The following is a 23,137-nucleotide window of genomic DNA, read 5'->3' on the forward strand; positions in this document are numbered from 1 at the left end:
CCTACATATCCGGGGACCTACCAGTAGTTCTCGGTCGTGATCTGCCCCGGCTTGCGTCGGCGGTTCTTCTCCAGGCCGCGCTCGCGCAGGATCGCGGCGGTATCCTTCACCATGTCCGGGTTGCCGCACAGCATGACCTGGGAGTGCTCCGGCGTGATCTTCAGGCCCGCGTGATGCTCCAGGCGGCCCTCGGCAATCGCGGCCGGTACCCGGCCCTCGAGCCCACCCGGGAACGGCTCGCGGCTGACAAACGGGATGTACTGGAACCGCTTCGCATCACGTTCCTGGAACTGCCGGATCGTGTCCTGATAGGTCAGTTCTTCGGCCTTGCGCGCCGCGTGGATCAGGCGGATGTTCTCGAAGCGTTCCCAGGGGGTATCGGTCTTCAGCATGGACAGGAACGGCCCCAGCGCAGTGCCCGTGGAGAGCAGCCACAGGTCGCGGCTGTCCGGCAGCTCGTCCAGGGTAAAAAAGCCGTTCGCCCGCGGCATCAGCTCCACCGTGTCGCCCGGCTCCAACTGCACCAGGCGGTTGGACAGCGGTCCATCCGGAACGGTGATCAGGTAGAAGTCCAGCGGCGTTTCGCCCGGGGCATTCACGTAGGAGTACGGCCGCGCCACCGGCTCGCCGTCGATCTCCAGACGCAAGCGGTTGAACTGCCCGGCCTTGAACGGCTCGACTTCGGCATCCACGCGCAACGAGAACAGTCGATCCGTCCACTGCTTGCGCTCCTGTACGACACCGGTCACCCAGCCCATATTCCTTACTCCATTGCTCGGGTATTATCTCGAAGAGTGCTGGCGGGGCCGGAAGGTTTCAAGCACCCCCGGCCAACGCCGTATAATTGTCGCAAATCCGAACACTGGAGCAGTCATGGCCCGCACCCCCTCGCAGATGATCGAACTCGGCACCGAGGCACCCCGCTTTTCCCTTCCGGACGTCGTCTCCGGCGAGACCATCAGCCTCGACAGCTTCCCCGACGCGAAAGGCTACATCATCGCCTTTATCTGCAATCACTGCCCGTTCGTGCAGCTCATCCGTCACGAGTTCGCCCGCTACGGCCGCGAATACTCCACCAAGGGCATCGCGGTCATCGCGATCAACTCCAACGACATCCAGGCCGTGCCGGACGACGCCCCGGACAAGATGAAGGACGACGCCCGCCGCTTCGGCTACAACTTCCCCTACTGCCTGGACGAGGACCAGTCCGTCGCCAAGGCCTATCACGCCGCCTGCACCCCGGACTTCTATCTGTTCGACGCCGAACGCAAGCTCTACTATCGCGGCCAGTTCGACGAGACCCGCCCGGGATCCGACGTCCCGGTGACCGGACGTGACCTGCGCGCCGCCAGCGACGCACTCCTGGCCGGCAAGCCGGCACCCGAGCCCCAGCACCCGAGCCTCGGCTGCAACATCAAGTGGCGCCCGGGAAACGAGCCCGACTACTTCAGCTGAACCGGGCACTCCTGTTCAAACAAGGCTTTGTGGGAACAGCCCTGTGGGAGCGAGCCTGCCCGCGAATGCCCCTGCCCGCGCCCAATCCTGGCCGGAGCATTCGCCCGCGGGCCATCCCCAACAAGCCCCTCGCCGCGCCGTATACTGACCCCATCTATTTTCCGGGGAGCGCCGCATGCCGCCCAATAACGTAATCGACGGCCCGCGAGTCTCAACATGGCGCTGCCCCTCCTGCCAGGAGTCGGTCCCGCGCCTGCTTCCGAACGGCAAGACCAACCGCATCCCGGTCGCCCCGGAACGCATGGCGCTGCCAGACGGAACTGTGCGTCAAGCCTGTGCGCGCGTGCAGGGCCTGCGTGCACCGGAAATCTGCTATGCCTGTGACCAGGCCTATCAGGAGCTGTTGGGCACACTGGTGCGCCCCCCCGCCGAGCTGGGCGATGCCCGCGGCGACCCCGGGCTGAACGACACCGGCCTCATCGGCGCCCTGCTGCCCATCGCCGACCAGGGTACGCAGATCCTCATCTTCAACGTGATCAACGAGGAACTGCGCTGCACCGAGATCGAGCGCCTGATCAGCTTCAACCCCGACCGCCTCACCTACCCCGGCTCACGCGGCGCCATCGCCCCGCGCATCTGGGCGCTCTACGAAGACCACCTGGCCCAGCTCCACGCCCGCGCACCCGTCCCCTACCACCCCGAGTAGAAGCACCTCAGCCCCCGGTGGAGCCTCCCCACGACGGATTGATGAGTACGTCATCGCGAGACGCGCCGCGCCGTGGCGACCTCCGCAGACAGCCCGAACGCCACCCCCTCACCCGCGAGGCAAGCATCGGGATTTCGAATGGGTATTGCCACGGCCCCTCGCGGGGCCTCGCAATGACGGAGGATATCGTCATCCCGGCCGAAGCGAAGCGTAGAGCCGGGATCTCGCCGGAACGGTGACAGGGTCAGGAGATCCCGGATAACCGCTACCCGGTTTCCGGGATGACGAACGAGGAAAGGGTGCGTCAGGCGTCGTCTTCGGCGTCCACGCGCGCGAGCATGCGCATCCCCCCAACCATGCAACGCAGCGCCTCCAGGGTCTGCAGGTCGAACGCCGCCCCGGTCTCGCCCGGCAGCGTCCAGTACTTCGGACGGCAGGTGGCCGGGCGTTCGGCGGGCATCGCGCGGGCGGCCGCCGCGTCGACCGCCACGAGCAGATCGGCCCACGCCAGATCCTCTGCCGTGACCCCGCCCATGATCCGCGCCGGGCGCACCTCGATCCAGTCCTCGAACTCCGCCGCTGCGCCCAGCTCGGCCACGCGAGCAGCCCGCCCGTCGGCCCGCTCGGCCGCCACCAGCAGGCGCGCCCGCCGCTTAAACATCTCCGATACCCCGCAAGCCCATTTGTCCAGCCACCGAGGTCAACGCCAAGCTATATTCAGAGACACGAATTACCCACCCCATATGGAGAACCGACACCATGGCCCACCTCGACTGGTCGCATTATCCGGTGAATGAACTGAAGCTCGTCTACAGCACGCTGCACGCGCAACTGACGCTGGAGCCCGAGCTGATGGATTCCGAACTGATGGCCGACCTGCAGACTCACCTGCAGCAGGAAGCAAAGGCTGCCGGCGTGGACGCCTCCACCCACTCGCAGTGGGCCGCGTGGCTTAACGACCGATAAAAACCGATGGAACACATGTCCCACGCAGCTAGCGGCGGACGTCGAAGCCCGACAGGCGGCCAAAAAACCCTAGCCCCTACAACTCCTGGCGCATTTTCTCGAGACCGCTGACCAAATCTGGAAGGTGCTCGTCCACCAAATTCCAGATTGTGTCGCTGTCGATACCCAGATAGGCGTGGATCAGCCGATTGCGGGTAGCAACGATCATGCGCCAGGGAATATCCGGATGTGCCCCCCGGACCTCGGAGGGCACATGACTGGCAGCCTCGCCAATCAGCTCGAGGTTACGGAGTACGGCGTCGAAGACGAGCTCATTCTGTATGAACATGTCGCGATCAAGACCATCCGTATAGGCCATCGCCTTGCGAGCGAACCGAACCATGTCGTCCAGATAGAAACGCCACTCGCGCCCGGCCATGGACTCAAACACGGATCGCCTCGCGCTCGACGAACGGACGAAGCTCGGCGCGCAGAGCTTTTTCCGAGACCAGGTCCACCGGATACCCCAGCAGATCCTCGAGGTAAAACTGCACACCGAAATACTGTTTTGCGGAGGCCGGGCCGTCGTAACCCACCAGGATATCGACGTCACTCTGCTCTCCGGCCTCGTCGCGGGCCAGCGAGCCAAACAGCGCAAGGCCGCACACGCCGAATTCGCGCTCGAGATACGCACGGTGATCCCTGAGCGCCTTCAAGACGGCGGTACGGTCCAGCCTGCGAGACATTTGGCCCATTACATCGTCCTGTTAATGCCCGTCGGTCATCCCGGCAAAGTGCTCAGGCGTCGCCTTCGGTGGCCTTGCGGTGTTCGGCGGCGAAGTCGAGCATGCGCTGGGTGGCGACCAGGGCCTTCTGGCGCGCGGTCTCGTCGACGAAGATCTCGTTCTTCGCCGGCTCGTTGGTGTCTTCCAGCGTCTCGGCCAGCGAGACCAGATCGTTCATCGCCATCCACGGGCAGTGCGCGCAGCTGGTGCAGGTGGCGCTGTGGCCACCAGTGGGCGCCTCGATCAGCTTCTTGTCCGGCGCGGCCTGCTGCATCTTGTAGAAGATGCCCTTGTCCGTCGCGACGATGAATTCCTGTTCCGGGCAGTCCTTCACCGCCGCGATCAGCTGGCTGGTGGACCCCACCACATCCGCCTGGTGGATCACCTCGCGCGGGGATTCCGGGTGGACCAGCACGGCGGCGCCGGGATGGCGCCCGCGCAGATCTTCCAGCGCCCAGGAGCGGAATTCGTCGTGCACCACGCAGGAGCCGTCCCAAAGCACCATGTCGGCGCCGGTGGTACGGCGGATGTAATCGCCCAGGTGCTTGTCCGGGGCCCAGAGAACCTTCTTGCCCTGGTCGCGCAGGTGCTCGACCAACGGCACGGCGATGCTGGAGGTGACGACGTAATCGGCCTGCGCCTTCACGTCCACCGAGGTATTCGAATACACGACGACCGTGTGATCCGGGTATTGCGCGCGGAACTTCGCGAAGTCGTCCGGGGGGCAGCCGAGGTCCAGCGAGCACTCCGCCTCCAGCGTCGGCATCAGCACGCGCTTTTCCGGGCTCAGGATCTTGGCGGTCTCGCCCATGAAGCGCACGCCGGCCACCACCAGCGTCTCGGCCGGGTGCTCCTTGCCGAAGCGCGCCATCTCCAGGGAGTCGGACACACAGCCGCCGGTCTCGTCCGCCAGGCGCTGCAGGGATTCGTCCACGTAGTAATGCGCAACCAGCACCGCGTTGCGCTCGATCAGCAAGCGCTTAATGCGGCGCACCAGCTCGTCGCGCTGGGTGTCGGTCAACGCGTGCAGCGAGGCCGTCACATGGTCCGTGCGCGGCACGTGGAAAATCGGTTTTTCGGCCACCGGTGCGTTCATCTGCCCTCTCACCCCAGGATCCGGGGTAGATCATCGTCTTCTAATAGTACGACAGGGCCCCGGCCGCTGTCGTTCCTGCACATTGTGGGGTCGTATCCGCGCATCCCAACCGGCCCGCCTATAATGTCGCGGCCATGACCGAACTGAAGCAGCAATACAAGGCGATGACGTTCGAGGAACGCATGGACCTGGCCCTGTCCGCGGACCTCGAGGACCAGTGGCGCTCGCTACTGGTACGCGACCAGCACGCCCAGGTGAAGGCGTATTTCTCGCGGCGCATGGACCTGACGCCGGAAGAGGTCGTCCTCCTACTGGCCGACCCGAACCAGACCGTGCGCCTCAACTGCGCCAAGCGCCCGGACCTGACCCCGGACCAGGTGGAGGCCTGCGTAAACGACCGCGACCCCAACCTGCGCTACTTCGTCGCGCGCAATCCGCTGTTGACCGAGGCACAGAGGGAACGCCTGATGAAAGACGAGGACGAACTGGTACGCATCGCCGTGCGCAAGGGCCCGAAGACCCGCGGCACCCGCGCACGCCCAGGACAAGCCGAGATGATCCGTTGACCGAGACCCCGCCAGAAAAGCCGAAACGCCCCAAGCCCTCGCGGCGCCGCCGCGCGCTCAGCTGGGGCATCCAGATCGGGCTCGCGCTGGTGATCTTCCTGGCGGTGCGCGCCTGGATGGCGCGCGACATGGTCGAGGGCCCGGCGCCCCAATTCGAGGCCCTTTTGCTGGACGGCACACCCGTGTCGCTTGCGGACTACGCGGACGAACCCATGCTGCTGCACTTCTGGGCCACCTGGTGCCCGATCTGCCGCCTGGAGGCAGGCGAAATCGTGCGCCTGTCGCAAGGCCACCCGGTTCTGACGGTCGCCATGCAGTCCGGCGTGGACGAAGAGCTGCTCGAACACATGACCGAACAGGAGCGCGAACTCGCCGTGATCAACGACCCGGAGGGCGCCCTCGCCGCGCGCTACAACGTGCGCGGCGTCCCGGCCAGCTTCATCATCACACCCGACGGCGAAATCGTCTTCCGCAAGCAGGGTTACGCTCCGCCGCTCGAACTGCGCCTGCGCCTCTGGCTCGCCCGCTGGCTGTAGCCCCTTCCTGCAAACGGTGCAATTCGCTTCGCTCAGTGCACCCTACGTCCAACCGTTATCACGCGGCGCGGGGTTCGATCTCGCTACGCACGCGGTCGGCGAGTTCGATCTGGGCACGCCGCAATTCGTATTCAACCTGCAGGTTTAGCCAGAAACGTTCAGTTGTGCCGAAATAACGCGCCAGCCTCATGGCCGTGTCGGCGGAGACGCCCCGGCGCTCGCGCACAATGTCATTCATGCGCGTCGTCGGCACGTGCAATGCCCCGGCAAGCGCGTTCACACTAAGCCCTAGCGGAGCAAGAAACTCCTCGCGCAGGACCTCGCCTGGATGGATGGGCCGCATACCGTTTGTAGTCATGCTCTAACCTCCTTCGGGAACCCTTCAATGGTAATCGACGATCTCCACGTCCTCGGCACCCTCGTCGGTCCACCGGAAACAGATGCGCCACCGGGCGTTGATGCGAATGCTGTGCTGTCCTGCGCGGTCACCAGACAGGGGTTCCAGCCGGTTTCCCGGCGGTGACCGCAAATCCTGCAGCGTCTCCGCCGCTTGAAGCTGGATCAGCTTGCGTTCCGCGATCGTTCGGACGCTTGACCAACGTCGACTTCTGCCCGTTTCGAACAGTGCCCGGGTTTCCCTACACCGAAAGCTTCTGATCATGGTCACATGATATAACGCTTAACGGTAAGCGGTAAACACGCGGTGCAGTTCGCTTCGCTCAGTGCACCCTACCCTCGATAATTACCCGAACGCCGTAGGATGCGTTGAGCGCAGCGAAACGCATTGCCCTCGGGCGAAGCGACTAATCGTCCAACTCGCGCAGGACGCGGAAGCCCAGATTGGTGTCCATCTCGTCGATGTTGCGGCGGCGACGGGCGGCGCTGCGCGTGTTCACGGCAGGGTCGAACCAGGAGCCACCCTTGGTCACCACCCACTCGTTTTCCGGGTCTCGGCGATAGACGCCGTCACGCGGCAGCGACTGGTGTCCGTCGTGCCAGGGGGTGGAGGTGAACTCCTGCACGTTACCGTGCATGTCGTACAGCCCCCAGAGGTTCGGCTGGAAGCTGCCCACATCCAGCGGGCGCGACAACGGGAAACACGCCGGGATATACCACCTGCGCCGCTGGCGCCGCTCCTCGTACGGAAACAGCGAATTGAAGTGCACGTCGCGGCACCCCACCACCTCGCCAAAGGCGAACGGCGTGCGCGTGCCCGCCCGACAGGCGTATTCCCACTCCGCCTCGGTCGGCAGGCGATAGCGCTTGCCCGTCTCCTCGCTCAGCCAGTCGAGATACTGCTGGATGCTGTCCGGCTTGATGTTGAAGATCGGCATGCGCGGGGTGCTGGGCCACACCAGCCACTCCCAGGGTTCCCAGCCGGTCGCCGCCTGGAAGGCCTCCCACTCCTCGCGGGTGACTTGATAGCGCCCCAGCGCAAAGGGTCGCTCCAGCGCCACGAAGCGCCGCGGTGCCTCGTGTGGCTGATGGCCGTACTCCGAGGCATCCGAACCCATCTCGAACTCCCCGGCCGGAATCACCTGCAGCTCCGGCGTCGACGCGCCGGAACGCGCGTCGTCACGAAACCCAACCGACACCCCCGCCTGACGCGCCGCCTGCTGCTGCAAATCCAGCAGATCCGCCTGATCCATCCGCTGCACGTCCTTCACCATGACCCTGCTAACCTCCAGCACCTTCAATTCCCCCGCACCTGACACGCCGCGTCGTTACGAATGACATCGCTACACCGCCCCGTCATTGCGAGCGAAGCCAAGCAATCTCCTGTCGCATCCGCGGCATCCAGCCAAAACCACCGCCCGCATGCCTGCCGGGACCTCTGACTTGTAGGCAACCTGTCACCGGCAACGTTCCAGCACCACCCGACGGGCCCGTGGCCTCGGGCGCCGCGCTCGTCTATGCTCTCGCATGCACGCGATCTCAGGGAGGAGACGACGATGCGGACCTGCAAGGGAGTTACGGCCATCGAGCTGATGGTCGCGCTGGGCGTGCTCGCCATCCTGGCCATGCTCGCCGCCCCGGGCTTCAACCAGATGCTCGAGCGTCAACGCGTCATCGGCGCCACCAACAGCCTGCTCAACGCCATGCATCTTGCACGCAGCGAGGCGATCAAGCGCAACGAGCGCGTTACCCTTTGTCCGTCCAGCGACGGCGAGACCTGCCGCGAAGACGGCGACTGGGCATACGGCTGGATCTGGTTTGCCGACCCGGAACACTCGGGCGAGCGCTCCGAGGAAGACCCACTCATCGGCTACGAGAATCCAGGGCTACAGGACATGCTCTCGATCAAGGGGAACACCCCGGTCCGGGACTACGTGTCCTACGTAGCCCGGGGAACAACCCGGCGCACGAGCGGCGCACTGCAGATGGGCAGCTTTACCGTTTGCGGCAACGGCCACGAAGGCCGGCGCGTAATTGTCAGCAGCATCGGGCGGCCGCGAAGCGAGCCATCGAAGAGCTGTCCTGACTAGCGTTGTCCTCAGCGCGCGAAAAACGTTCGGTCAGGAACGTACGGATCACCAGCAATCATCGCCACCCGGGGTTCCATCCCGGTCCGCGCTCCCTCCGGTAACCGCGAGCGTAATGCTCTGACAATTGGAGTCATTCGCCTGGCGCCCCTGCGCGGTGGCGGTCGCGGTAAAGCTCGACCCCGACTCGTTGGATATCGCCAGCTGGTAATGCCCATCGTCCGATTCGGCGGTCAGCCCCAGATCCGAAAGGTCTCCGGTGTAGGCCGGATTATTTGCCCGCCAGCGCTCCTGTTCCATCTGAATACGCAGTAGTGAGTCATGCGCATCCGCTCGTTGCGACTTCAAGATGTAGTTCTGGTACGACGGGTAAGCGATTGCCGCCAGGATGGCCACGACCGCGACCACGATCATCAGCTCGATCAGGGTAAATCCCAGCGCCTTCGTGTTTGCTGCCTTCATCGCTCTATCCCCTCGGAGACTTCCGTTTTCGCCAAACCCGATTCCACCACAACCGCCCGCCAGCGAGCCCTGTCAATATCGCGAGTGGAAGCATTCGCACGACGAGCGGTAGCCAGACGACATGCCCAAGATACCCCAAACCGTATAATGGGAGTCGAGACCTCCCTACCTCCTGCCCGGGGACCGCGCATGGCCGCACCACAAAAACCCTTCGGCTTCACCCTGATCGAGCTCATGATCACCATCGCCGTGCTGGTGATCCTGGTCACGCTGGCCGCCCCAGCCTTCAACCTCGCCGAGCAGCGCCGTGTAATCGGCGCCGCCGAAAGCGCCCTCGACCAGATCCAGATGGCCCGCACCGAGGCCATCAAGCAGGGGCGCGATATCCGCTTCGTGAGCCAGGTGGACGGCGACGCCTGGTGTCACGGCATAACAAGCACACCCGCCTGCGATTGCACGGTCGAGGACCCGGCCGCCGCGAACGCATGCACCATCGTGATGGCAGGTGACGAGGACGCAGTGCTGCGCACGACCAGCTCGGATGATTACCGCAATGTCTCGATGACGGGCGAACAGACCATCACCTTCAATCACGTGCGCGGCACCGTGCAGGGCGACCGGTCCGATCTCCTCTTCACGTCATCGCCAAACAACTTTGGGATGCAGGTCCAGATCAATCCGATCGGACGTCCTCGCGCCTGCGGAACCAACCGTGCCATGGGGGCGTATAGCGAATGCTGAACCGAGCTAGAAACACTGCGCCGATTCCTTCGCGCCGCCGCAACGGCGCTGGGGGCTTCACGCTCATCGAGCTGATGATCGGGATCCTGGTCGGAACGATCGTGATCGCCGCGGTGATTGCCCTATACATCACGGCCATACGAGGCGCCACCTTCGTCACCCAGGAAGCCCGGCTTACGCAGGAAACGCGCATTGCGCTGGATCTAATGGCCAACGACATCCGTCGCACGGGCTATTCGCACCCCGACCGCATTGAGTTCGACGAAGAATCCGATGCGCTTCCGAGAAACCCCTTCATGGCCTCGGACCTGAACCTGGCAATTCACGAAGGCGGCAGCTGCATCCTGCTCAGCTACGACCCAACTTACGGCTACATCATCGAGGATCCGTTGCAGGCACTGGACGAGATCGACGAACAGTACGTGTTCGGCTACCGCCTGGCAGGGAATTCGATTCAGATGCTGACCGGCCAGATCGAGTCAACCGGATCATGTGACCAGAATGACGGCTGGGAAACCCTCACAGACCCGACAACAACTAACGTCACCCTGCTCGACTTCTCGCTTGACCGGTCGTCCTGCCTGCACCTAAACGCAGACGGGAACGCCACCGAGACAGCCGGCCTTTGCCCCGACAACGGCGGCGACGAAGATTTTTACTTCGAGAACCGACGCGTAACCATCCAGCTGGATGCGCAGCACGCCGACGAGCCCGACACACGGGTCTCGTTCACTGACAGCGACGACCGAGATACCAGCCTGACCGTCGGAGTCCGCAACGCGCGAATCTTTAATGGTAGCGACGACTGACCCGCTACAACGGAGCAACTGCATGACATCGTATTTTTCCAGGTTACCGCGCAGAGGCCACCAGAAAGGCCTTGCGACCCTGTTGATCACGGTGATCATCCTGGTCGCCATCACCCTGGTGATCATCTTCGCCTCCCAGACCGCCATTCTCGAACAGCGCATGTCAGCCAACGAATTGCGCATGAAACAGACCAACAACGCCGCGCAGGCGGGACTGGAAGTAGCACTGGCCTACGCAGCGGAGAACAACCGCCCCCCGGGCTGGGAAGACAATGGAGATTCGTTCCTCATGCTGGAGACAGACCGATACGCGGCCCGAGCGGCCTTCCTTGCGCCTACGGCTGCGAGTGAAGCCTTCGGCACCGCGGATGCAATCTGCGGCAATACTCCGGACGCCTTTGCTCAAGCAGTGGCCAACCTAAACTCTGCTTCCGGCGATCCTTTGCTGCTCACCAGCGCTGACGAAGAAACAAACATCCGGAATGCCGTGGCCCTTTCTTGCGGCTGGAGCGATGACCGAGCCGGACGGAAGGCGATACTGGTCGGCGTACAGGCCGGTCCATCAATCGCGAATCCACCTGACAATCCCCTCGTGACACGAGGAGGCCTCGCAATCTCCGGTACAGCTGCGGTTTACAACGCGTACACGGACACCACCATCCGCTCCGGTGGTGAAATCAACATCAGCGGTGGTGGTACAGGTAACAGTTTCCTCTTGCGCGAGGGCGAATCCCGCCCTTCCACGGACCCAGCCAACCCAGACCCAGTCCCTCTGGACGGGGACGGGACTTATGTCCAGGAGTCTCGCGGTGACCTGCTGGGCCTTGATGTCATCGACCGAGACGACAACTTTGGCGTCACCGGAGATGAGTTCTTCGAATCATTCATGGGCTCCAGCATGGAGTCATACAAGGAAAACCAAATCGAAAATGTCCTCGAATCAAACGGAGACCGATTCGAATTTGACGCAAGCGAATGGGGCCAGACGATCTGGATCGAAGGCGATGCCGAACTGACTGGGACCTTGGGTAGCCGCGAAAACCCCGTACTGCTAGTTGTGGAAGGTGACCTCAGGACAACGGGTAATTTCCAAGACTTTCACGGCATTCTCTACATTACCGGCGACCTTATCGCGCGAGGCAATCCCCGGTTCTTTGGTGCCGCCATTGTCCAGGGGCGTACGGACGTACCTGACGACGCAGAGGTCTCCGGTACACCCTTCTTCTACTTTGATCCGATCGCAGCTGGCGGTGCGGGCAGCGTAGGGGCACGCTCTCTGGTATCTGGAAGCTGGCGCGACTGGACCCATGGCGTTGACTAAAGCAAGCACCACCGCCCGCCTGCATCCAACGACAGCCCCGTCACGCTTCGCGTACAGAGGTTCAAAGATGATGTCTCACCCTAAACAGCGCACGTTCGGAATCACGTTGATCGAGGCACTAATTGCCTTGGCGGTGATCGGCCTCGGAATCCTTGCGTTGTCCAAGCTGTACGGGGACCTGATGGTCTCGACGGCAGACTCCAAGGCCCGGGCGGAAGCCGTCCAGGTCATGGAGTCCCGCATCGACAAGATGCGTGATTCCCTCACGGAGACAGATTTCAACCTTGCGAAGGATGCATTGACCGAAGGCTTCACCGGGACCAATGCAAATTTTCGTTTTGAGCTTGACGAAGGAACCATCAACTCCCTCGATGGCACCACCACAATCGAGCTGACAGCATTCTGGGACAACGCGAGAGATGAAGAACAGAGCGTTCAAGTCGCGAGCGTACTCTACTGGACCGACCCCCTTCTGAGCCTTAACCAGGCGCGGGGACGCCTCCCCGGCGGCCAGAATATCGCATCGCCCTCCGGTGACGCCCGCACTGGCGGGGACCCAATTGACCCGTCAGACGCAACGACGCTGGCCGAGCTGCCTGATGACCGAGGGTTTGGACGGATGGAGATGCGCGCAGATGATGATCGTCGCCAACTGGTCCGCATTGACACGGACGGGACCGAGACCGTTCTTCTCGAAACCGACCTTTCTCTGGGATTCAGCACGATCTCGGGGTTGGTAATCCGTCTATTTGACGACGATCAATTCGATACTCTGCGTGCCCGCGTCTCCGATTCCGGCTATTGCGTAAACAACGACATCCCTGAATTCGAACCCGAGACGTTCTTTTATCGATGCTACGTGGGACGGGGATGGTTCGGCAATATCGCCGTCCGCGACTCTCAAATCGACGTGTCCGACCAAAGTGGCGCAATCGCAGTGGGCGACCCCGAGTTCGACCTCGCAGATTCGGGGGATAACGAACCCCGAGTCACCGAACCGTCCGTCTCGATCCGCCGGGCCTTCCGGGGCAGCGGGATATGGCAGCGCGCAGAGCTCGGGATGACCCACCCGCTGGTGCAGGCCCTCGTCGAGCGCGACTCCGCCGACGGTATCCGCCCCACCTGGCTGCCACCGGCGTTCGACGCCAGTGACAGCGCCCCTCCGGAGTACGTGACACGTGAAAGCGCAGGTGGTCCAAACGTTGATTACGCGGATTATTTCGACGATGACTATCAACTCATCGATTTTGGCCAGCACTTTGTATTCGACCAAATCACGGGGCAGCGCACCCCCACTCAAGCGAAGTCCGCGCTCGAAGACGCGAACGAGCAGATCGTCGATTTCCTCGGTTGGGATACCACAACAGACGGAGCCCCCTTGGCCAATAACGCAGGGGAGTTCTATCGCCAATGGTGTGATCAAACTGACGTCACTTGTCCCGGATTTTAGTACAACCGGGATCAAACCTTGCCTCTTTGCCTGGCGCCCTATCCTCAATAACGGTTTCGCGATTTCCAGGAGGGCGACAGCGGGCTGGAGCCGAAGCTTCGGAGTCGACACATCAAAAGCGCCCGGCGGCTGAACCGACCGGGCGCTTTTCTTTCCCTTGGCCCCTGAAGGGGCGTTGGCGCTAGCGGTTACGCCGAGGCGCGGGAGGCCTTCTTGCGCTCGTGTTCCACCAGGAACTTCTTGCGGATGCGGAGGCTCTCCGGGGTGACCTCGACCAGCTCATCTTCGTCGATGAACTCGATGGCCTGCTCCAGCGTCATGCGGATCGGCGGGGTGAGCTGGATGTTCTCGTCGGTGCCGGACGCGCGGACGTTAGTGAGCTGCTTGGCCTTGAGCGCGTTCACGACCAGGTCGTTCTCGCGCGAGTGCAGCCCGATGACCATGCCCTCGTAGACCTCTTCGCCGGGGCCGATGAACATCTTGCCGCGATCCTGCAGGTTAAACAGGGCAAAGCCCAGCGCCTTGCCGGTGGCGTTGGCGATCAGCACGCCGTTCTGGCGCGAGGCGACCGAACCGGGCTGGTACGGGCCGTAGTGGTCGAAGATGTGGTGCAGGATGCCGGTGCCGGAGGTCGCGGTCATGAACTCGGTCTGGAAGCCGATCAGCCCGCGCGACGGGATGATGAAGTCCAGGCGCACGCGGCCCTTGCCGTCGGGGACCATGTTGGTCATGTCGCCGCGGCGTTCGCCGAGCTTCTCCATGATCGTGCCCTGGTGCTGCTCCTCGACATCCACGGTGACGGCTTCGTAGGGCTCCTGCCGCACGCCGTCGACTTCCTTGATGACCACCTCGGGGCGCGCAACGGAGAGCTCGTAGCCCTCGCGACGCATGTTCTCGATCAGGATACCGAGATGCAGCTCGCCGCGGCCGGAGACCTTGAACTTGTCCGGGTCCTCGCCCTCTTCGACGCGCAGCGCCACGTTGTGCTTGAGCTCTTCCTGCAGGCGATCGCGCAGCACGCGCGAGGTGACGTACTTGCCTTCGCGCCCGGCGAACGGCGAGGAGTTGACCTGGAAGGTCATGCTCACGGTCGGCTCGTCGACGGTGAGCGGTTCCATCGCCTCGACGTGGTTCGGATCACACAGGGTGTCGGAGATGAACAGCTTGTCCATCCCGGTGAAGGTGATGATGTCGCCGGCGCGGGCCTCTTCGACCTCCACGCGCTCCAGGCCGTGGAAGCCCATGATCTGCAGCATGCGGCCATTGCGCACGCCGCCTTCGCGGTCGACCACTTTCACCGGGCTGTTCGGCTTGATGTGCCCGCGCTTCACGCGGCCGATGCCGATCAGGCCCTGGTAGCTGTTGTAGTCCAGCGAGGAGACCTGCATCTGGAACGGGCCTTCCGCATCGACGTTCGGCGGGGACACATGCTCGACGATGGTCTCCAGCAGGCAGGTCATGTCGCCTTCGGTGACGCTGGAATCCATGCCGGCAAAGCCGTTCAGCGCGGAGGCGAACACGATCGGGAAGTCCAGCTGCTCGTCGGTCGCGCCCAGGCGATCGAACAGGTCGAAGACCTGATCCACGGCCCAGTCGGGGCGCGCGCCGGGGCGGTCCACCTTGTTGATCACCACGATCGGCTTGAAGCCCATGGCGAAGGCCTTCTGGGTGACAAAGCGGGTCTGCGGCATCGGGCCGTCCACCGCGTCCACCAGCAGCAGCACCGAGTCGACCATCGACAGCACACGCTCGACCTCGCCACCGAAGTCGGCGTGTCCGGGGGTGTCGACGATGTTGATGCGGTAGTCCTTCCATTCGATGGACGTGTTCTTGGCGAGAATGGTGATCCCGCGTTCCTTCTCGATGGCGTTGGAGTCCATGATCCGCTCGCCGTGATCGCCACGCTTGTCGAGGGTGCCGGACTGGCGCAGGAGCTGGTCGACCAGCGTGGTCTTGCCATGATCAACGTGGGCGATGATGGCGATATTGCGAAGCTTCTCGGTCATGGAATGCAAACTCTAGATACTGGCAAAAGGGCCGACACTATACAGAGTTATGCGTTGGCGCGCTGAGACTTCCACGTTTTCAGCGCAGGCTCCGCACGCTTGCGCCCGTCATCCCGGCCAAAGCGCGGCGCAGTTCGCGCCCCGACAATGCCGAGCGACGTCGTCATCCCGGCCGCCGCTCGCCGCGACCATGCGGTGCCCCCACGTCGTCATCCCGGCCGCAGCGCAGCGAAGAGCCGGGATCTCCCACGTCGGATACCCCCAAGGCCTGGCCAGACCACGGCGCACAAGATCCCGGATCACCGCTGCGCGGTGTCCGGGATTACGGGGGAGAGGCCGGTGCCCAGGACGCCGAAGAGGGCGCCGGCGGCAGGGTAACGACGGTATGCAACGATCCGGGGTGACGGAAAGCCCCCCGCCGACGGAAAGGGCGCGCGCAGATGGGTCAGGGCTAGCGGTCTTCTTCCGGGGGCGGGAACTGGAGGTGGAAGCCCTGCTCATCCAGGTTGGCGAGGACCTTCTGCGGATCTTCCTGGGCCAGGGTGCGTTCCGGGGTCAGCTCGAACTCCAGCGCGAACTCCAGGCGACCGAGCGCCCGAACCACGCCCTCGGGGAGTTCGGAGAAATCATCCTTCTCCGGGAGATACACATAGGTATCGGCACGCTTGGTCGCGCGGTAGACGTAACACTGCATGGGTTCAGTCCTCGAGATAGGTGTAGCCGGTCAGGCCGTGTTCCAGTTCCGCCAGCAGGCGCCCGGCGGCCTCGCCGCGCAGGCCGATGGCATCGATCTTGGCGCGGAAGGCGCGGCGCAGGTCGTCCGGGGCAAAGTGCACGTAGGAGAGCAACTCATCCACGGTGTCGCCGCGTTCGGGGTTCAGCAGGCGGTAGCCGCCCTGCTCGGTCAGTTCCACGTTCACCGTGTCGGTGTCGCCGAACAGGTTGTGCAGGTCGCCGAGGATCTCCTGGTAGGCCCCGACCAGGAAGATGCCGAGATAGTAGGCCTCGCCCGTTTTCCAGGGGTGCAGCGCCAGGGTGGTGTGCGTACCCTCGCGCTCCACGTAGTGCTCGATGTGGCCGTCGGAGTCACAGGTCAGATCCTGCAGCACGGCGCGGCGGGTCGGGGCCTCGTTCAGGCGGTGCAGCGGCATGATGGGGAAGACCTGGTTGATCGCCCAGGTATCCGGGATCGACTGGAACACGGAGAAATTGCAGAAAACCTTGTCCGCCAGCTTGTCCGTCAGCTCCGCATGGATCTCGGCCGGCAGCGCATCCGGCTGTGCCAGCAGCCGCTGGCACAGGGCGAAATAGATCGCCTCGGCGCGGGCCCGGTCCGCCAGCGACAGCATCCCGCGGGCGAAACGCGCCTGCAGGTCAGACAGGCCGAAGGCCGCATCGTGGTAGATCTCGGAGGCCGGGCGGTCGCGCTCGTCCAGCAGTGCGCGCATCGCGGCGATCTCGGGCAGCTCGTCGTCCGGCGCCGGCGGTATAGCACCATCCCCCGGGGCTGGCTCGCAGTCGATCACGTTGGTGATCAACACCGCGTGATGCGCGGTCAGGGCCCGCCCGGACTCGCTGAACACCTCGGGCATGGCGAGATCATGCTCCTCGCAGATGCGCTTGAGCGGGCGCAGGATGTTCAGCGCGTACTCCTCCACCGAGTAGTTGATGGAGCATTCGTTGCGCGAGCGCGATCCCTCGTAGTCGATACCCAGGCCGCCGCCGACATCCACCACCTGAAGCGCGGCACCCGCTTCGGTCAGCGCGGCGAAGTAGCTGGCCGCCTCGCCCATGCCGTTCTGGATGTCGCGGATGTTCGCGATCTGCGAGCCCATGTGGAAGTGCAGCAGCTGCAGCCGATCCAGCCAGCCGAGGCCGCGCAGGCGCTCGAGGATGCCCAGCACATCCGCCGCGGAGAGGCCGAACTTGGCCTTCTCGCCGCCGGTGTTCTGCCACTTGCCCTTGCCGATCGACGCCAGGCGCACGCGCAGCCCGAGCAGGGGCGCGATATCCATATGCTCGGCCTGGCGGATGACCTCCTCCAGCTCCGAGGGCTTCTCGATCACGATGTACACGCGATGCCCGAGCTGGCGCCCGATCAGCGCCAGACGCACGTATTCGCGGTCCTTGTAGCCATTGCAGATGATCGCGGCGCCCGGACGCGACTGCGCGAGCACGGCCATCAGTTCCGGCTTGCTGCCGGCCTCCAGCCCCACCCGTGGGGTAAAGCCATCGGCATCCGGCGTGTCGCCCGCCGCCAGGATCTGATCCACCACGCTGCGCTGCTGGTTCACCTTGATCGGATAGATCGCCGTGAACGCGCCCTGGTAGTCCAGCTCGCGTGCGGCCGCATCGAAGGCCCGCGCCAGGCGGCGCACACGCCCGTCCAGCACGTCCTGGAAACGCACCAGCACCGGCGGCCCGATATGTTCCTCGCGCAGACGCCCGGCCAGCTCATGCAGATCGACACCCGGGTGATCCGGCCAATCCGGTCGCCGCATCACTACATGGCCAGCGTCATTCAGATCGAAAAAGCCACCATTCCAGTGGTCGATCCCGTAGGTGGCGCGGGCCTCATCCAGATTCCAGGGCGTGACAGACATGGCGGTTCCGGGTTTCACAGCGGGTATATCCCCGTCATTGCGAGGAGCGAAGCGACGCGGCAATCGCCTTCCATGTCCACCGGAACGTCCAGGGCGAGCAGCGCAACCAAACGCACTGCCCTCGTTCAGGAGATTACTCGCTACGCTCGCCCTTCGGGCCGGCCGGCGGCCGTTCAACGCAGCTAAGCTGCTTTTGTGCTTCGTCGCCTGCGGCTCCTCGCAATGACGGGGAGGTTCAGAGTTGCCCGCAGGATACAGGGCACTATCATAGCGGCGCATCATACCGTCCACCGCATCCGCAAGGGGAGCCGCCCAATGGCACTCGACAACAACTGGTTCAGCGAACCGCACGAAAACATGGCGCTGTCCCTGCGCATCAAGCAGAAGCTGCACGAAGAACAGACCCCCTACCAGAAGATCGAGATCTACGAGACCGAGGCCTTCGGCAACCTGATGGTGATCGACGGCTGCGTGATGCTCACCGGACGCGACAACTTCATCTACCACGAGATGATGTCGCACCCGGTGCTCTACTCGCACAGCGCCCCGAAGAACGTGGTCATTATTGGCGGCGGCGACTGCGGCACCCTGCGCGAAGTGCTCAAGCACGACGAGGTGCAAAAGGCCGTGCAGGTAGATATCGACGAGCGCGTCACCCGCTTGGCCGAGCAGTACTTCCCGGAGCTGTGCGACGCCAACGACGACCCGCGCGCCGAGCTCCTGTTCGACGACGGCGTGCAGTACCTGCAGGACGCCACGCCCGGCTCCGTCGACGTGATCATCGTCGATTCCACCGATCCGGTGGGCCCGGCCGAAGGCCTGTTCTCCACCGCCTTCTACAAGGACTGCGTGAAGGCCCTGGGCCCGGATGGCCTGCTGGTACAGCAAAGCGAATCGCCGCTGTTGCATGCCGAGAGCATCATCCGCCCGATGCACGACAGCCTGCGCGCGGCCGGCTTCATCGATGCATTGACGATGCACTTCCCACAACCCACCTACCCCTCCGGCTGGTGGACCTGCACCATCGCGGCGAAGGACGCCCCGGTGTCCTTCCTGCGCGAGGAAGCCGCCGAGGAGGCGGCGTTTGTCACCCACTACTACAACGCCGCCATCCACCGCGCCGCCGGGGCCACGCCCGAGTTCTTCCGCCGCAAGCTGTTCGCCTGATCCCGGCCAAACTCCCCTTAGCGCGGTGCCATCGTCGGGAGATTGCTTCGCTGCGCTCGCAATGACGGGATTCCCTTCCTGTCATTGCGAGGCGCCGAAGGGGCCGTGGCACAAAAGCGCGAAGCGCGTTGAACGGCCGCAGGCCGGCCCGAAGGGCGAGCGCAGCGAGTAACCTCCCGACGCAACCCCGACGTTTGCCCGGGCCGGCGCTGGGGCGCCCACGGAGATCGCCACGTCGCTGCGCTCCTCGCGATGACGGTGCTTGCTGGCCCCGTCATTGCGAACCATGCAGGGCCGCGCTAATCTGCCTACATTTGTAGTAGAGGAGGCACGCCATGAGTTTGCCCGTCCGCATTGATGAGACGCTGTATCAGCAGGCCCGGGCCCACGCCAAAGCCGAGCACCGGACCATCGCCGGTCAGATCGAGTTCTGGGCCGAAGTGGGGCGCACCGCCATGGACAACCCGGACCTGCCCATCGACTTCGTCTGCGAACTGCTGATCGCTCGCGCCGAGGGCCGGGAACTCGCCACCCCGTTCACCCCCGAGGGCAAACGCGACTAATGGCCGCGGACGTGGAGGTGCTGCAAAGCACTCGCTTCCGGCGCGCCTACAAGCGCCTCCATCCCGCCCAGAAGACCGACGTGGACGAAGCGGTTGCCGAGATCGTCCGCAACCCCGAGATCGGCACCAGCAAGAAAGGCGATCTGGCCGGGGTCATGGTCTACAAGTTCAAGTCGCGCGAGCAACTGATGCTGCTCGCCTACGAGTACGACCCCACCACCCGCCTCCTGCTACTGCTGGGCACACACGAAAACTTCTACCGAGATTTGAAACGCGGCTCGTAGGGTCTGCACGCGCAGGGGGTCGCGAAACACACGCCATGTGATGCGGTTCGCTGCGCTCAGCGCATCCTACGAGGGCTCGGCCGCGCGTCGCAGGGCGCATTGAGCGAATGCGAAATGCACCGTTCGTGGTGGATATGGCTACGTGTGGCGGCCCGGCTTGAGGCGGTCGAGGCGCAGGCGTTCGCGGGTGTCGAACAGGCGGCGGGAGGCGAACCAGACCGCGCCGAGGGTGCCGAAGCCGGTGCCGGCAGTGATCAGGAACATGATCAGGATCTGGTACTTGACCGCCTCCACCGGCGGGGCGCCGGCGAGGATCTGGCCCGTCATCATGCCCGGCAGGCTGACGATGCCGGCCGCGGCCATGGCATTGATGGTTGGCATCAGGCCGGAGCGGGCCGCCTCGCGGCGCATGGTGGCGACGGCCTCGCTCCAGCCCGAGCCCAGCGCCAGGCGGGCCTCGATGGTGCGGCGCTCGCGCCAGACCGTCTGGGTCAGGCGGTCCAGCCCCAGCGCGATGCCGGTCATGGTGTTGCCCAGCAGCATCCCCAGCAGCGGGATGGCGTACTGCGGCTCCCACCAAGGCGAGGGTCCCACCATCGTGGTCAGCGCGAGCACGGTGACGGCAAAGGCCGAAACGAACATGGTGACCGCACCGATCCCGTAGCCCCACAGCCCGGCAAAACGGCGCTGCTGACGCGCCATCACCTCGTAGCCGGCGATCGACACCATGACCAGCGCCATCAGCGCCACCCAGCCCAGGTGCGCGTGGTCGAACAGCGTCTGCAACACCAGGCCGATCAGCAGCAGCTGTATGACGGTGCGCGCCCCGGCGATCAGCAGACTGCGCCCCAGCCCCATGCGCGCCCAGATGGTCAGGCCAGCCAGGGCCACGACCAGCAGCGCCGCCAACGTCAGATCCAGCGCGGAAAGCGAGATCAGCTCCATGCCGTGTTCTCCAGCTGCCCTTCGTGGATGGTGAGGATGCGCCCGCCCAGGCGTTGACGCTGCAGCGTGTCGTGGCTGACCCACAGCGCCGCCGCATCTTCCTCGGCGAGATACGCCCGCACCGCGCGTTCGATGCGCTTGGTGTTCTCCAGATCCAGGTTGGCGGTGGGCTCGTCCAGCAGCAGGACGCGGGGCCGGTTCAGCAGCGCGCGCACCAGACCCAGGCGCTGCTTCTCGCCGCTGGAGAGACGCTCGACCTCCCAGCCCAGCGAGGCCTCGGGCAACGCGACCTGTTCCAGCAGGTGCAGGGCCGCCTCACGCGAGAAATCGGCGGGCAGGTGTTCGTCCACGCGCTCGCCCCACCAGGCGGTCTCGGCCGGCACATAGGCCACGCGCCGGCGCCACTGGACCGGCAGCATGGCGTCGCGCGCCTCGCCGTTCAGCATCACCTCCCCCGTGCTGGGGTCGAGATCCGCCAGGGCGCGCAACAGCAGCGACTTGCCGGCACCCGAGGCGCCGGTGACCTGCACCAGTTCGCCCGGCTGAACCGCCAGGTCCAGCGGGCCCAGCTGGGCTGTTTTCAGTTGTCGGACGTCCAGCAGGCGATCCATGCGACAGGCTTCCGGTGCGGCAAAAGCGGGATCGTAACCGAAGCCGGGGTACGGGGATGAATGGCCCGACCGGGAGACCCTGCTTGCTGGGAAGAGAGCCGGCCGGGGTGTTAGTAGCCCGCGGGCATCAGTCGCAAGAACCGCCGCGGGCGGGGGCTTCGCGGGCAAGCCCTCTCCCGCCCGGTGTGTCGAACAAAAAAAGGGCGCCCGATAAAGGGGCGCCCAAAGGCCAACATCCAAGTCCTGGGAGACTGTCTTGTCGGCGTCGGAGGAGACGATGTATCGGGATCGAGCCGGGTTACGGCCCGACCCCGGTTTCAGGTTAACGAGGCTTTATTGCTTCCCGGTGAACTCCGGGTAGGCCTCGAGACCGCACTCGGCGATATCGGCGCCCATGGCCTCGTCCTCTTCGCTCAGGCGGATGCCCATCACCGCCTTGAGGATCGCCCAGACAATCAGGCTGGCCACGAAGACGAACACGAAGATGGCGAGCAGGCCCACGATCTGGCCGAAGAAGGTCGCGTCCGGGTTGGACAGCAGCACCGCCATCACACCCCAGATACCGGCGGTACCGTGCGCGGAGATCGCACCAACCGGGTCGTCGATCTTCAGCTTGTCGAGCGCGACGATCGAGAACACCACGATCACACCACCCACGGCACCGATGATCATCGCCAGGACCGGGCTGGGCATCAGCGGCTCGGCGGTGATGGACACCAGGCCTGCAACCGCTCCGTTCAGGGCCATAGTCAGGTCGGCCTTGCCGAAGATCAGACGGGTGGTGATCAGCGCGGCCACCACACCCCCGGCCGCGGCCAGGTTGGTGTTGGCGAACACGGCGGCCACGGCATTGGCAGACTCGATGTCCGACACCTTCAGCTCGGACCCGCCATTAAAGCCGAACCAACCTAGCCACAGGATCAGCACACCCAGCGTGGCCAGCGGCATGTTGGAACCCGGAATGGCGTTGATCTTGCCATCCGCGCCGTACTTGCCCTTGCGCGCCCCGAGGAGCAACACACCAGCCAGCGCCGCAGCGGCACCCGTGAAATGGACGATGCCGGAACCGGCGTAGTCGAGGTAGCCGATCTGGTCGAGGATACCGCCACCCCAGCTCCAAAAGCCCTGGATCGGGTAGATGAAGCCGGTCAGCACGACCGCAAAGGCCAGGAAGGCCCACAGCTTCATGCGCTCGGCCACGGCACCCGAGACGATGGACATCGCGGTGGCGACGAACACGACCTGGAAGAAGAAGTCGGCACGATCGGAGTAGTAGATGTCGCCACCGCTACCCAGCACGTCCGCGACTGCGTTGTCGCCGCTGATCAGGAAGCCCAGTCCCGGGATAATGGAGCTGAGACCATCGCTGTACATGATGTTGTAGCCGATCAGCATGTACATGATGCTGGCGATCGAATACAGGGCGATATTCTTGGTTGCGATTTCGGCCACACTCTTGGTGCGCACCATACCGGCCTCGAGCATGGTAAAGCCCGCGGCCATCCACATCACCAGTGCACCGGCCACCAAAAAGTAAAAGGTGTCCATCGCATAGGCGAGTTCGACAACTTGCTGTTCAATTTCCATGATTGAAATTCCTCAT

General features: G+C 64.2%; 28 protein-coding genes. 13 read left to right on the forward strand and 15 right to left on the reverse strand.

All coding sequences use genetic code 11. The features are described 5' to 3' along the window. Positions 1-17: 17 nt before the first annotated feature. Positions 18-758 carry a ferredoxin--NADP reductase gene (locus G335_RS0106460; protein WP_018176221.1) on the reverse strand — a complete coding sequence of 247 codons (741 nt, stop codon included), beginning with the start codon at positions 756-758 and terminating at the stop codon, positions 18-20. Between the two features lie 115 nt (positions 759-873). Between G335_RS0106460 and G335_RS0106465 the strand changes: the two genes are divergently transcribed. Continuing rightward, positions 874-1,455 (forward strand): thioredoxin family protein, encoded by a 582-nt coding sequence (locus G335_RS0106465; protein WP_018168329.1) that lies wholly within the window; start codon positions 874-876, stop codon positions 1,453-1,455. Between the two features lie 175 nt (positions 1,456-1,630). After that, a complete protein-coding gene (locus G335_RS0106470) occupies positions 1,631-2,161 on the forward strand; it encodes a hypothetical protein (protein ID WP_018168330.1) in 531 nt (176 codons plus the stop codon). Positions 2,162-2,465: 304 nt separating this feature from the next. On the opposite strand, the gene G335_RS0106475 is transcribed toward G335_RS0106470, so the two are convergent. After that, positions 2,466-2,822, reverse strand: coding sequence for a hypothetical protein (locus tag G335_RS0106475; protein ID WP_018168331.1), 357 nt, complete (start codon positions 2,820-2,822; stop codon positions 2,466-2,468). A 98-nt stretch (positions 2,823-2,920) separates the two neighbouring features. Between G335_RS0106475 and G335_RS0106480 the strand changes: the two genes are divergently transcribed. Next, entirely contained in the window at positions 2,921-3,127 is a 207-nt protein-coding gene (locus G335_RS0106480) for a hypothetical protein (RefSeq protein WP_018144602.1), read from the forward strand. Between the two features lie 76 nt (positions 3,128-3,203). Here the strand turns inward: G335_RS0106480 and G335_RS0106485 are convergent, their stop codons facing one another. The 3 genes from G335_RS0106485 to nadA are packed head-to-tail and all read right to left on the reverse strand — an operon-like array spanning position 3,204 to position 4,987. After that, entirely contained in the window at positions 3,204-3,545 is a 342-nt protein-coding gene (locus tag G335_RS0106485) for a DUF86 domain-containing protein (protein WP_026304776.1), read from the reverse strand. 4 nt (positions 3,546-3,549) lie between these two features. Further along, positions 3,550-3,861: a nucleotidyltransferase family protein gene (locus G335_RS0106490; RefSeq protein WP_018176223.1), complete on the reverse strand. Its 312-nt coding sequence runs from the start codon at positions 3,859-3,861 to the stop codon at positions 3,550-3,552. Positions 3,862-3,904: 43 nt separating this feature from the next. Then, positions 3,905-4,987: a quinolinate synthase NadA gene (nadA, locus tag G335_RS0106495; protein WP_018176224.1), complete on the reverse strand. Its 1,083-nt coding sequence runs from the start codon at positions 4,985-4,987 to the stop codon at positions 3,905-3,907. Positions 4,988-5,121: 134 nt separating this feature from the next. Between nadA and G335_RS0106500 the strand changes: the two genes are divergently transcribed. Together G335_RS0106500 and G335_RS0106505 are read left to right on the forward strand one after the other, a co-directional pair. Next, on the forward strand, positions 5,122-5,553 hold the full coding sequence (locus tag G335_RS0106500) for a hypothetical protein (protein ID WP_018176225.1): 432 nt from the start codon (positions 5,122-5,124) through the stop codon (positions 5,551-5,553). After that, the gene (locus G335_RS0106505) at positions 5,550-6,089 is read left to right on the forward strand and encodes a protein disulfide oxidoreductase (RefSeq protein WP_018176226.1); all 540 of its coding nucleotides are present in this window, start codon (positions 5,550-5,552) and stop codon (positions 6,087-6,089) included. Before G335_RS0106500 ends, G335_RS0106505 begins: the two co-directional genes overlap by 4 nt. Positions 6,090-6,147: 58 nt before the next feature. Here G335_RS0106505 and G335_RS0106510 read toward each other — a convergent pair whose 3' ends face one another. From G335_RS0106510 to G335_RS0106515, 3 genes are all read right to left on the reverse strand, one after another. Further along, positions 6,148-6,447, reverse strand: a complete 300-nt coding sequence (locus G335_RS0106510) for a HigA family addiction module antitoxin (RefSeq protein WP_018176227.1) — start codon at positions 6,445-6,447, stop codon at positions 6,148-6,150. 24 nt (positions 6,448-6,471) lie between these two features. Beyond that, complete coding sequence (locus tag G335_RS13830; RefSeq protein WP_077277016.1) at positions 6,472-6,750, reverse strand: type II toxin-antitoxin system RelE/ParE family toxin; 279 nt, start codon at positions 6,748-6,750, stop codon at positions 6,472-6,474. Positions 6,751-6,892: 142 nt separating this feature from the next. Further along, a complete protein-coding gene (locus tag G335_RS0106515; RefSeq protein WP_018176228.1) occupies positions 6,893-7,759 on the reverse strand; it encodes an SUMF1/EgtB/PvdO family nonheme iron enzyme in 867 nt (288 codons plus the stop codon). 282 nt (positions 7,760-8,041) lie between these two features. On the opposite strand from G335_RS0106515, the gene G335_RS0106520 reads away from it, so the two are divergent. Next, positions 8,042-8,575: a GspH/FimT family pseudopilin gene (locus G335_RS0106520; protein ID WP_018176229.1), complete on the forward strand. Its 534-nt coding sequence runs from the start codon at positions 8,042-8,044 to the stop codon at positions 8,573-8,575. Positions 8,576-8,620: 45 nt separating this feature from the next. Here the strand turns inward: G335_RS0106520 and G335_RS0106525 are convergent, their stop codons facing one another. Further along, positions 8,621-9,034, reverse strand: coding sequence for a type IV pilin protein (locus tag G335_RS0106525; RefSeq protein WP_018176230.1), 414 nt, complete (start codon positions 9,032-9,034; stop codon positions 8,621-8,623). A gap of 189 nt (positions 9,035-9,223) precedes the next feature. Between G335_RS0106525 and G335_RS0106530 the strand changes: the two genes are divergently transcribed. The 4 genes from G335_RS0106530 to G335_RS0106545 all read left to right on the forward strand — a co-directional run bounded on the left by G335_RS0106530 (position 9,224) and on the right by G335_RS0106545 (position 13,355). After that, positions 9,224-9,775, forward strand: a complete 552-nt coding sequence (locus G335_RS0106530; RefSeq protein WP_018176231.1) for a GspH/FimT family pseudopilin — start codon at positions 9,224-9,226, stop codon at positions 9,773-9,775. Next, positions 9,769-10,584, forward strand: coding sequence for a prepilin-type N-terminal cleavage/methylation domain-containing protein (locus G335_RS0106535; RefSeq protein WP_077277013.1), 816 nt, complete (start codon positions 9,769-9,771; stop codon positions 10,582-10,584). Before G335_RS0106530 ends, G335_RS0106535 begins: the two co-directional genes overlap by 7 nt. A gap of 22 nt (positions 10,585-10,606) precedes the next feature. Beyond that, a complete protein-coding gene (locus G335_RS0106540; RefSeq protein ID WP_018176233.1) occupies positions 10,607-11,905 on the forward strand; it encodes a PilX N-terminal domain-containing pilus assembly protein in 1,299 nt (432 codons plus the stop codon). 67 nt (positions 11,906-11,972) lie between these two features. Further along, positions 11,973-13,355, forward strand: coding sequence for a hypothetical protein (locus G335_RS0106545; RefSeq protein ID WP_018176234.1), 1,383 nt, complete (start codon positions 11,973-11,975; stop codon positions 13,353-13,355). A gap of 188 nt (positions 13,356-13,543) precedes the next feature. On the opposite strand, the gene typA is transcribed toward G335_RS0106545, so the two are convergent. The 3 genes from typA to speA all read right to left on the reverse strand — a co-directional run bounded on the left by typA (position 13,544) and on the right by speA (position 17,964). Continuing rightward, positions 13,544-15,361, reverse strand: a complete 1,818-nt coding sequence (gene typA / locus G335_RS0106555) for a translational GTPase TypA (RefSeq protein ID WP_018168341.1) — start codon at positions 15,359-15,361, stop codon at positions 13,544-13,546. A gap of 451 nt (positions 15,362-15,812) precedes the next feature. Further along, positions 15,813-16,055 (reverse strand): YcgL domain-containing protein, encoded by a 243-nt coding sequence (locus G335_RS0106560; protein WP_018144623.1) that lies wholly within the window; start codon positions 16,053-16,055, stop codon positions 15,813-15,815. Between the two features lie 4 nt (positions 16,056-16,059). Next, on the reverse strand, positions 16,060-17,964 hold the full coding sequence (gene speA, locus G335_RS0106565) for a biosynthetic arginine decarboxylase (RefSeq protein WP_018176235.1): 1,905 nt from the start codon (positions 17,962-17,964) through the stop codon (positions 16,060-16,062). A 315-nt stretch (positions 17,965-18,279) separates the two neighbouring features. Here speA and speE point away from each other — a divergent pair, with 315 nt between their 5' ends. The 3 genes from speE (at position 18,280) to G335_RS0106585 (ending at position 19,978) form a co-directional block, all read left to right on the forward strand. After that, positions 18,280-19,131 (forward strand): polyamine aminopropyltransferase, encoded by an 852-nt coding sequence (speE, locus tag G335_RS0106575; protein WP_018176236.1) that lies wholly within the window; start codon positions 18,280-18,282, stop codon positions 19,129-19,131. A gap of 335 nt (positions 19,132-19,466) precedes the next feature. Then, entirely contained in the window at positions 19,467-19,694 is a 228-nt protein-coding gene (locus G335_RS0106580) for a ParD-like family protein (RefSeq protein WP_018144627.1), read from the forward strand. After that, on the forward strand, positions 19,694-19,978 hold the full coding sequence (locus G335_RS0106585) for a type II toxin-antitoxin system RelE/ParE family toxin (protein WP_018176237.1): 285 nt from the start codon (positions 19,694-19,696) through the stop codon (positions 19,976-19,978). Before G335_RS0106580 ends, G335_RS0106585 begins: the two co-directional genes overlap by 1 nt. Positions 19,979-20,116: 138 nt before the next feature. Here G335_RS0106585 and G335_RS0106590 read toward each other — a convergent pair whose 3' ends face one another. From G335_RS0106590 to G335_RS0106600, 3 genes are all read right to left on the reverse strand, one after another. Further along, positions 20,117-20,923 (reverse strand): ABC transporter permease, encoded by an 807-nt coding sequence (locus tag G335_RS0106590; RefSeq protein ID WP_018176238.1) that lies wholly within the window; start codon positions 20,921-20,923, stop codon positions 20,117-20,119. Further along, the gene (locus G335_RS0106595; protein WP_018176239.1) at positions 20,914-21,534 is read right to left on the reverse strand and encodes an ATP-binding cassette domain-containing protein; all 621 of its coding nucleotides are present in this window, start codon (positions 21,532-21,534) and stop codon (positions 20,914-20,916) included. The genes G335_RS0106590 and G335_RS0106595 overlap by 10 nt, the downstream gene beginning before the upstream one ends. Positions 21,535-21,867: 333 nt before the next feature. Further along, positions 21,868-23,121 (reverse strand): ammonium transporter, encoded by a 1,254-nt coding sequence (locus G335_RS0106600; RefSeq protein ID WP_018144631.1) that lies wholly within the window; start codon positions 23,119-23,121, stop codon positions 21,868-21,870. Positions 23,122-23,137 lie beyond the last annotated feature (16 nt).

Origin of the sequence: Thioalkalivibrio sp. AKL8 (genome assembly GCF_000380525.1) — a bacterium.
GTDB lineage: Bacteria > Pseudomonadota > Gammaproteobacteria > Ectothiorhodospirales > Ectothiorhodospiraceae > Thioalkalivibrio > Thioalkalivibrio versutus.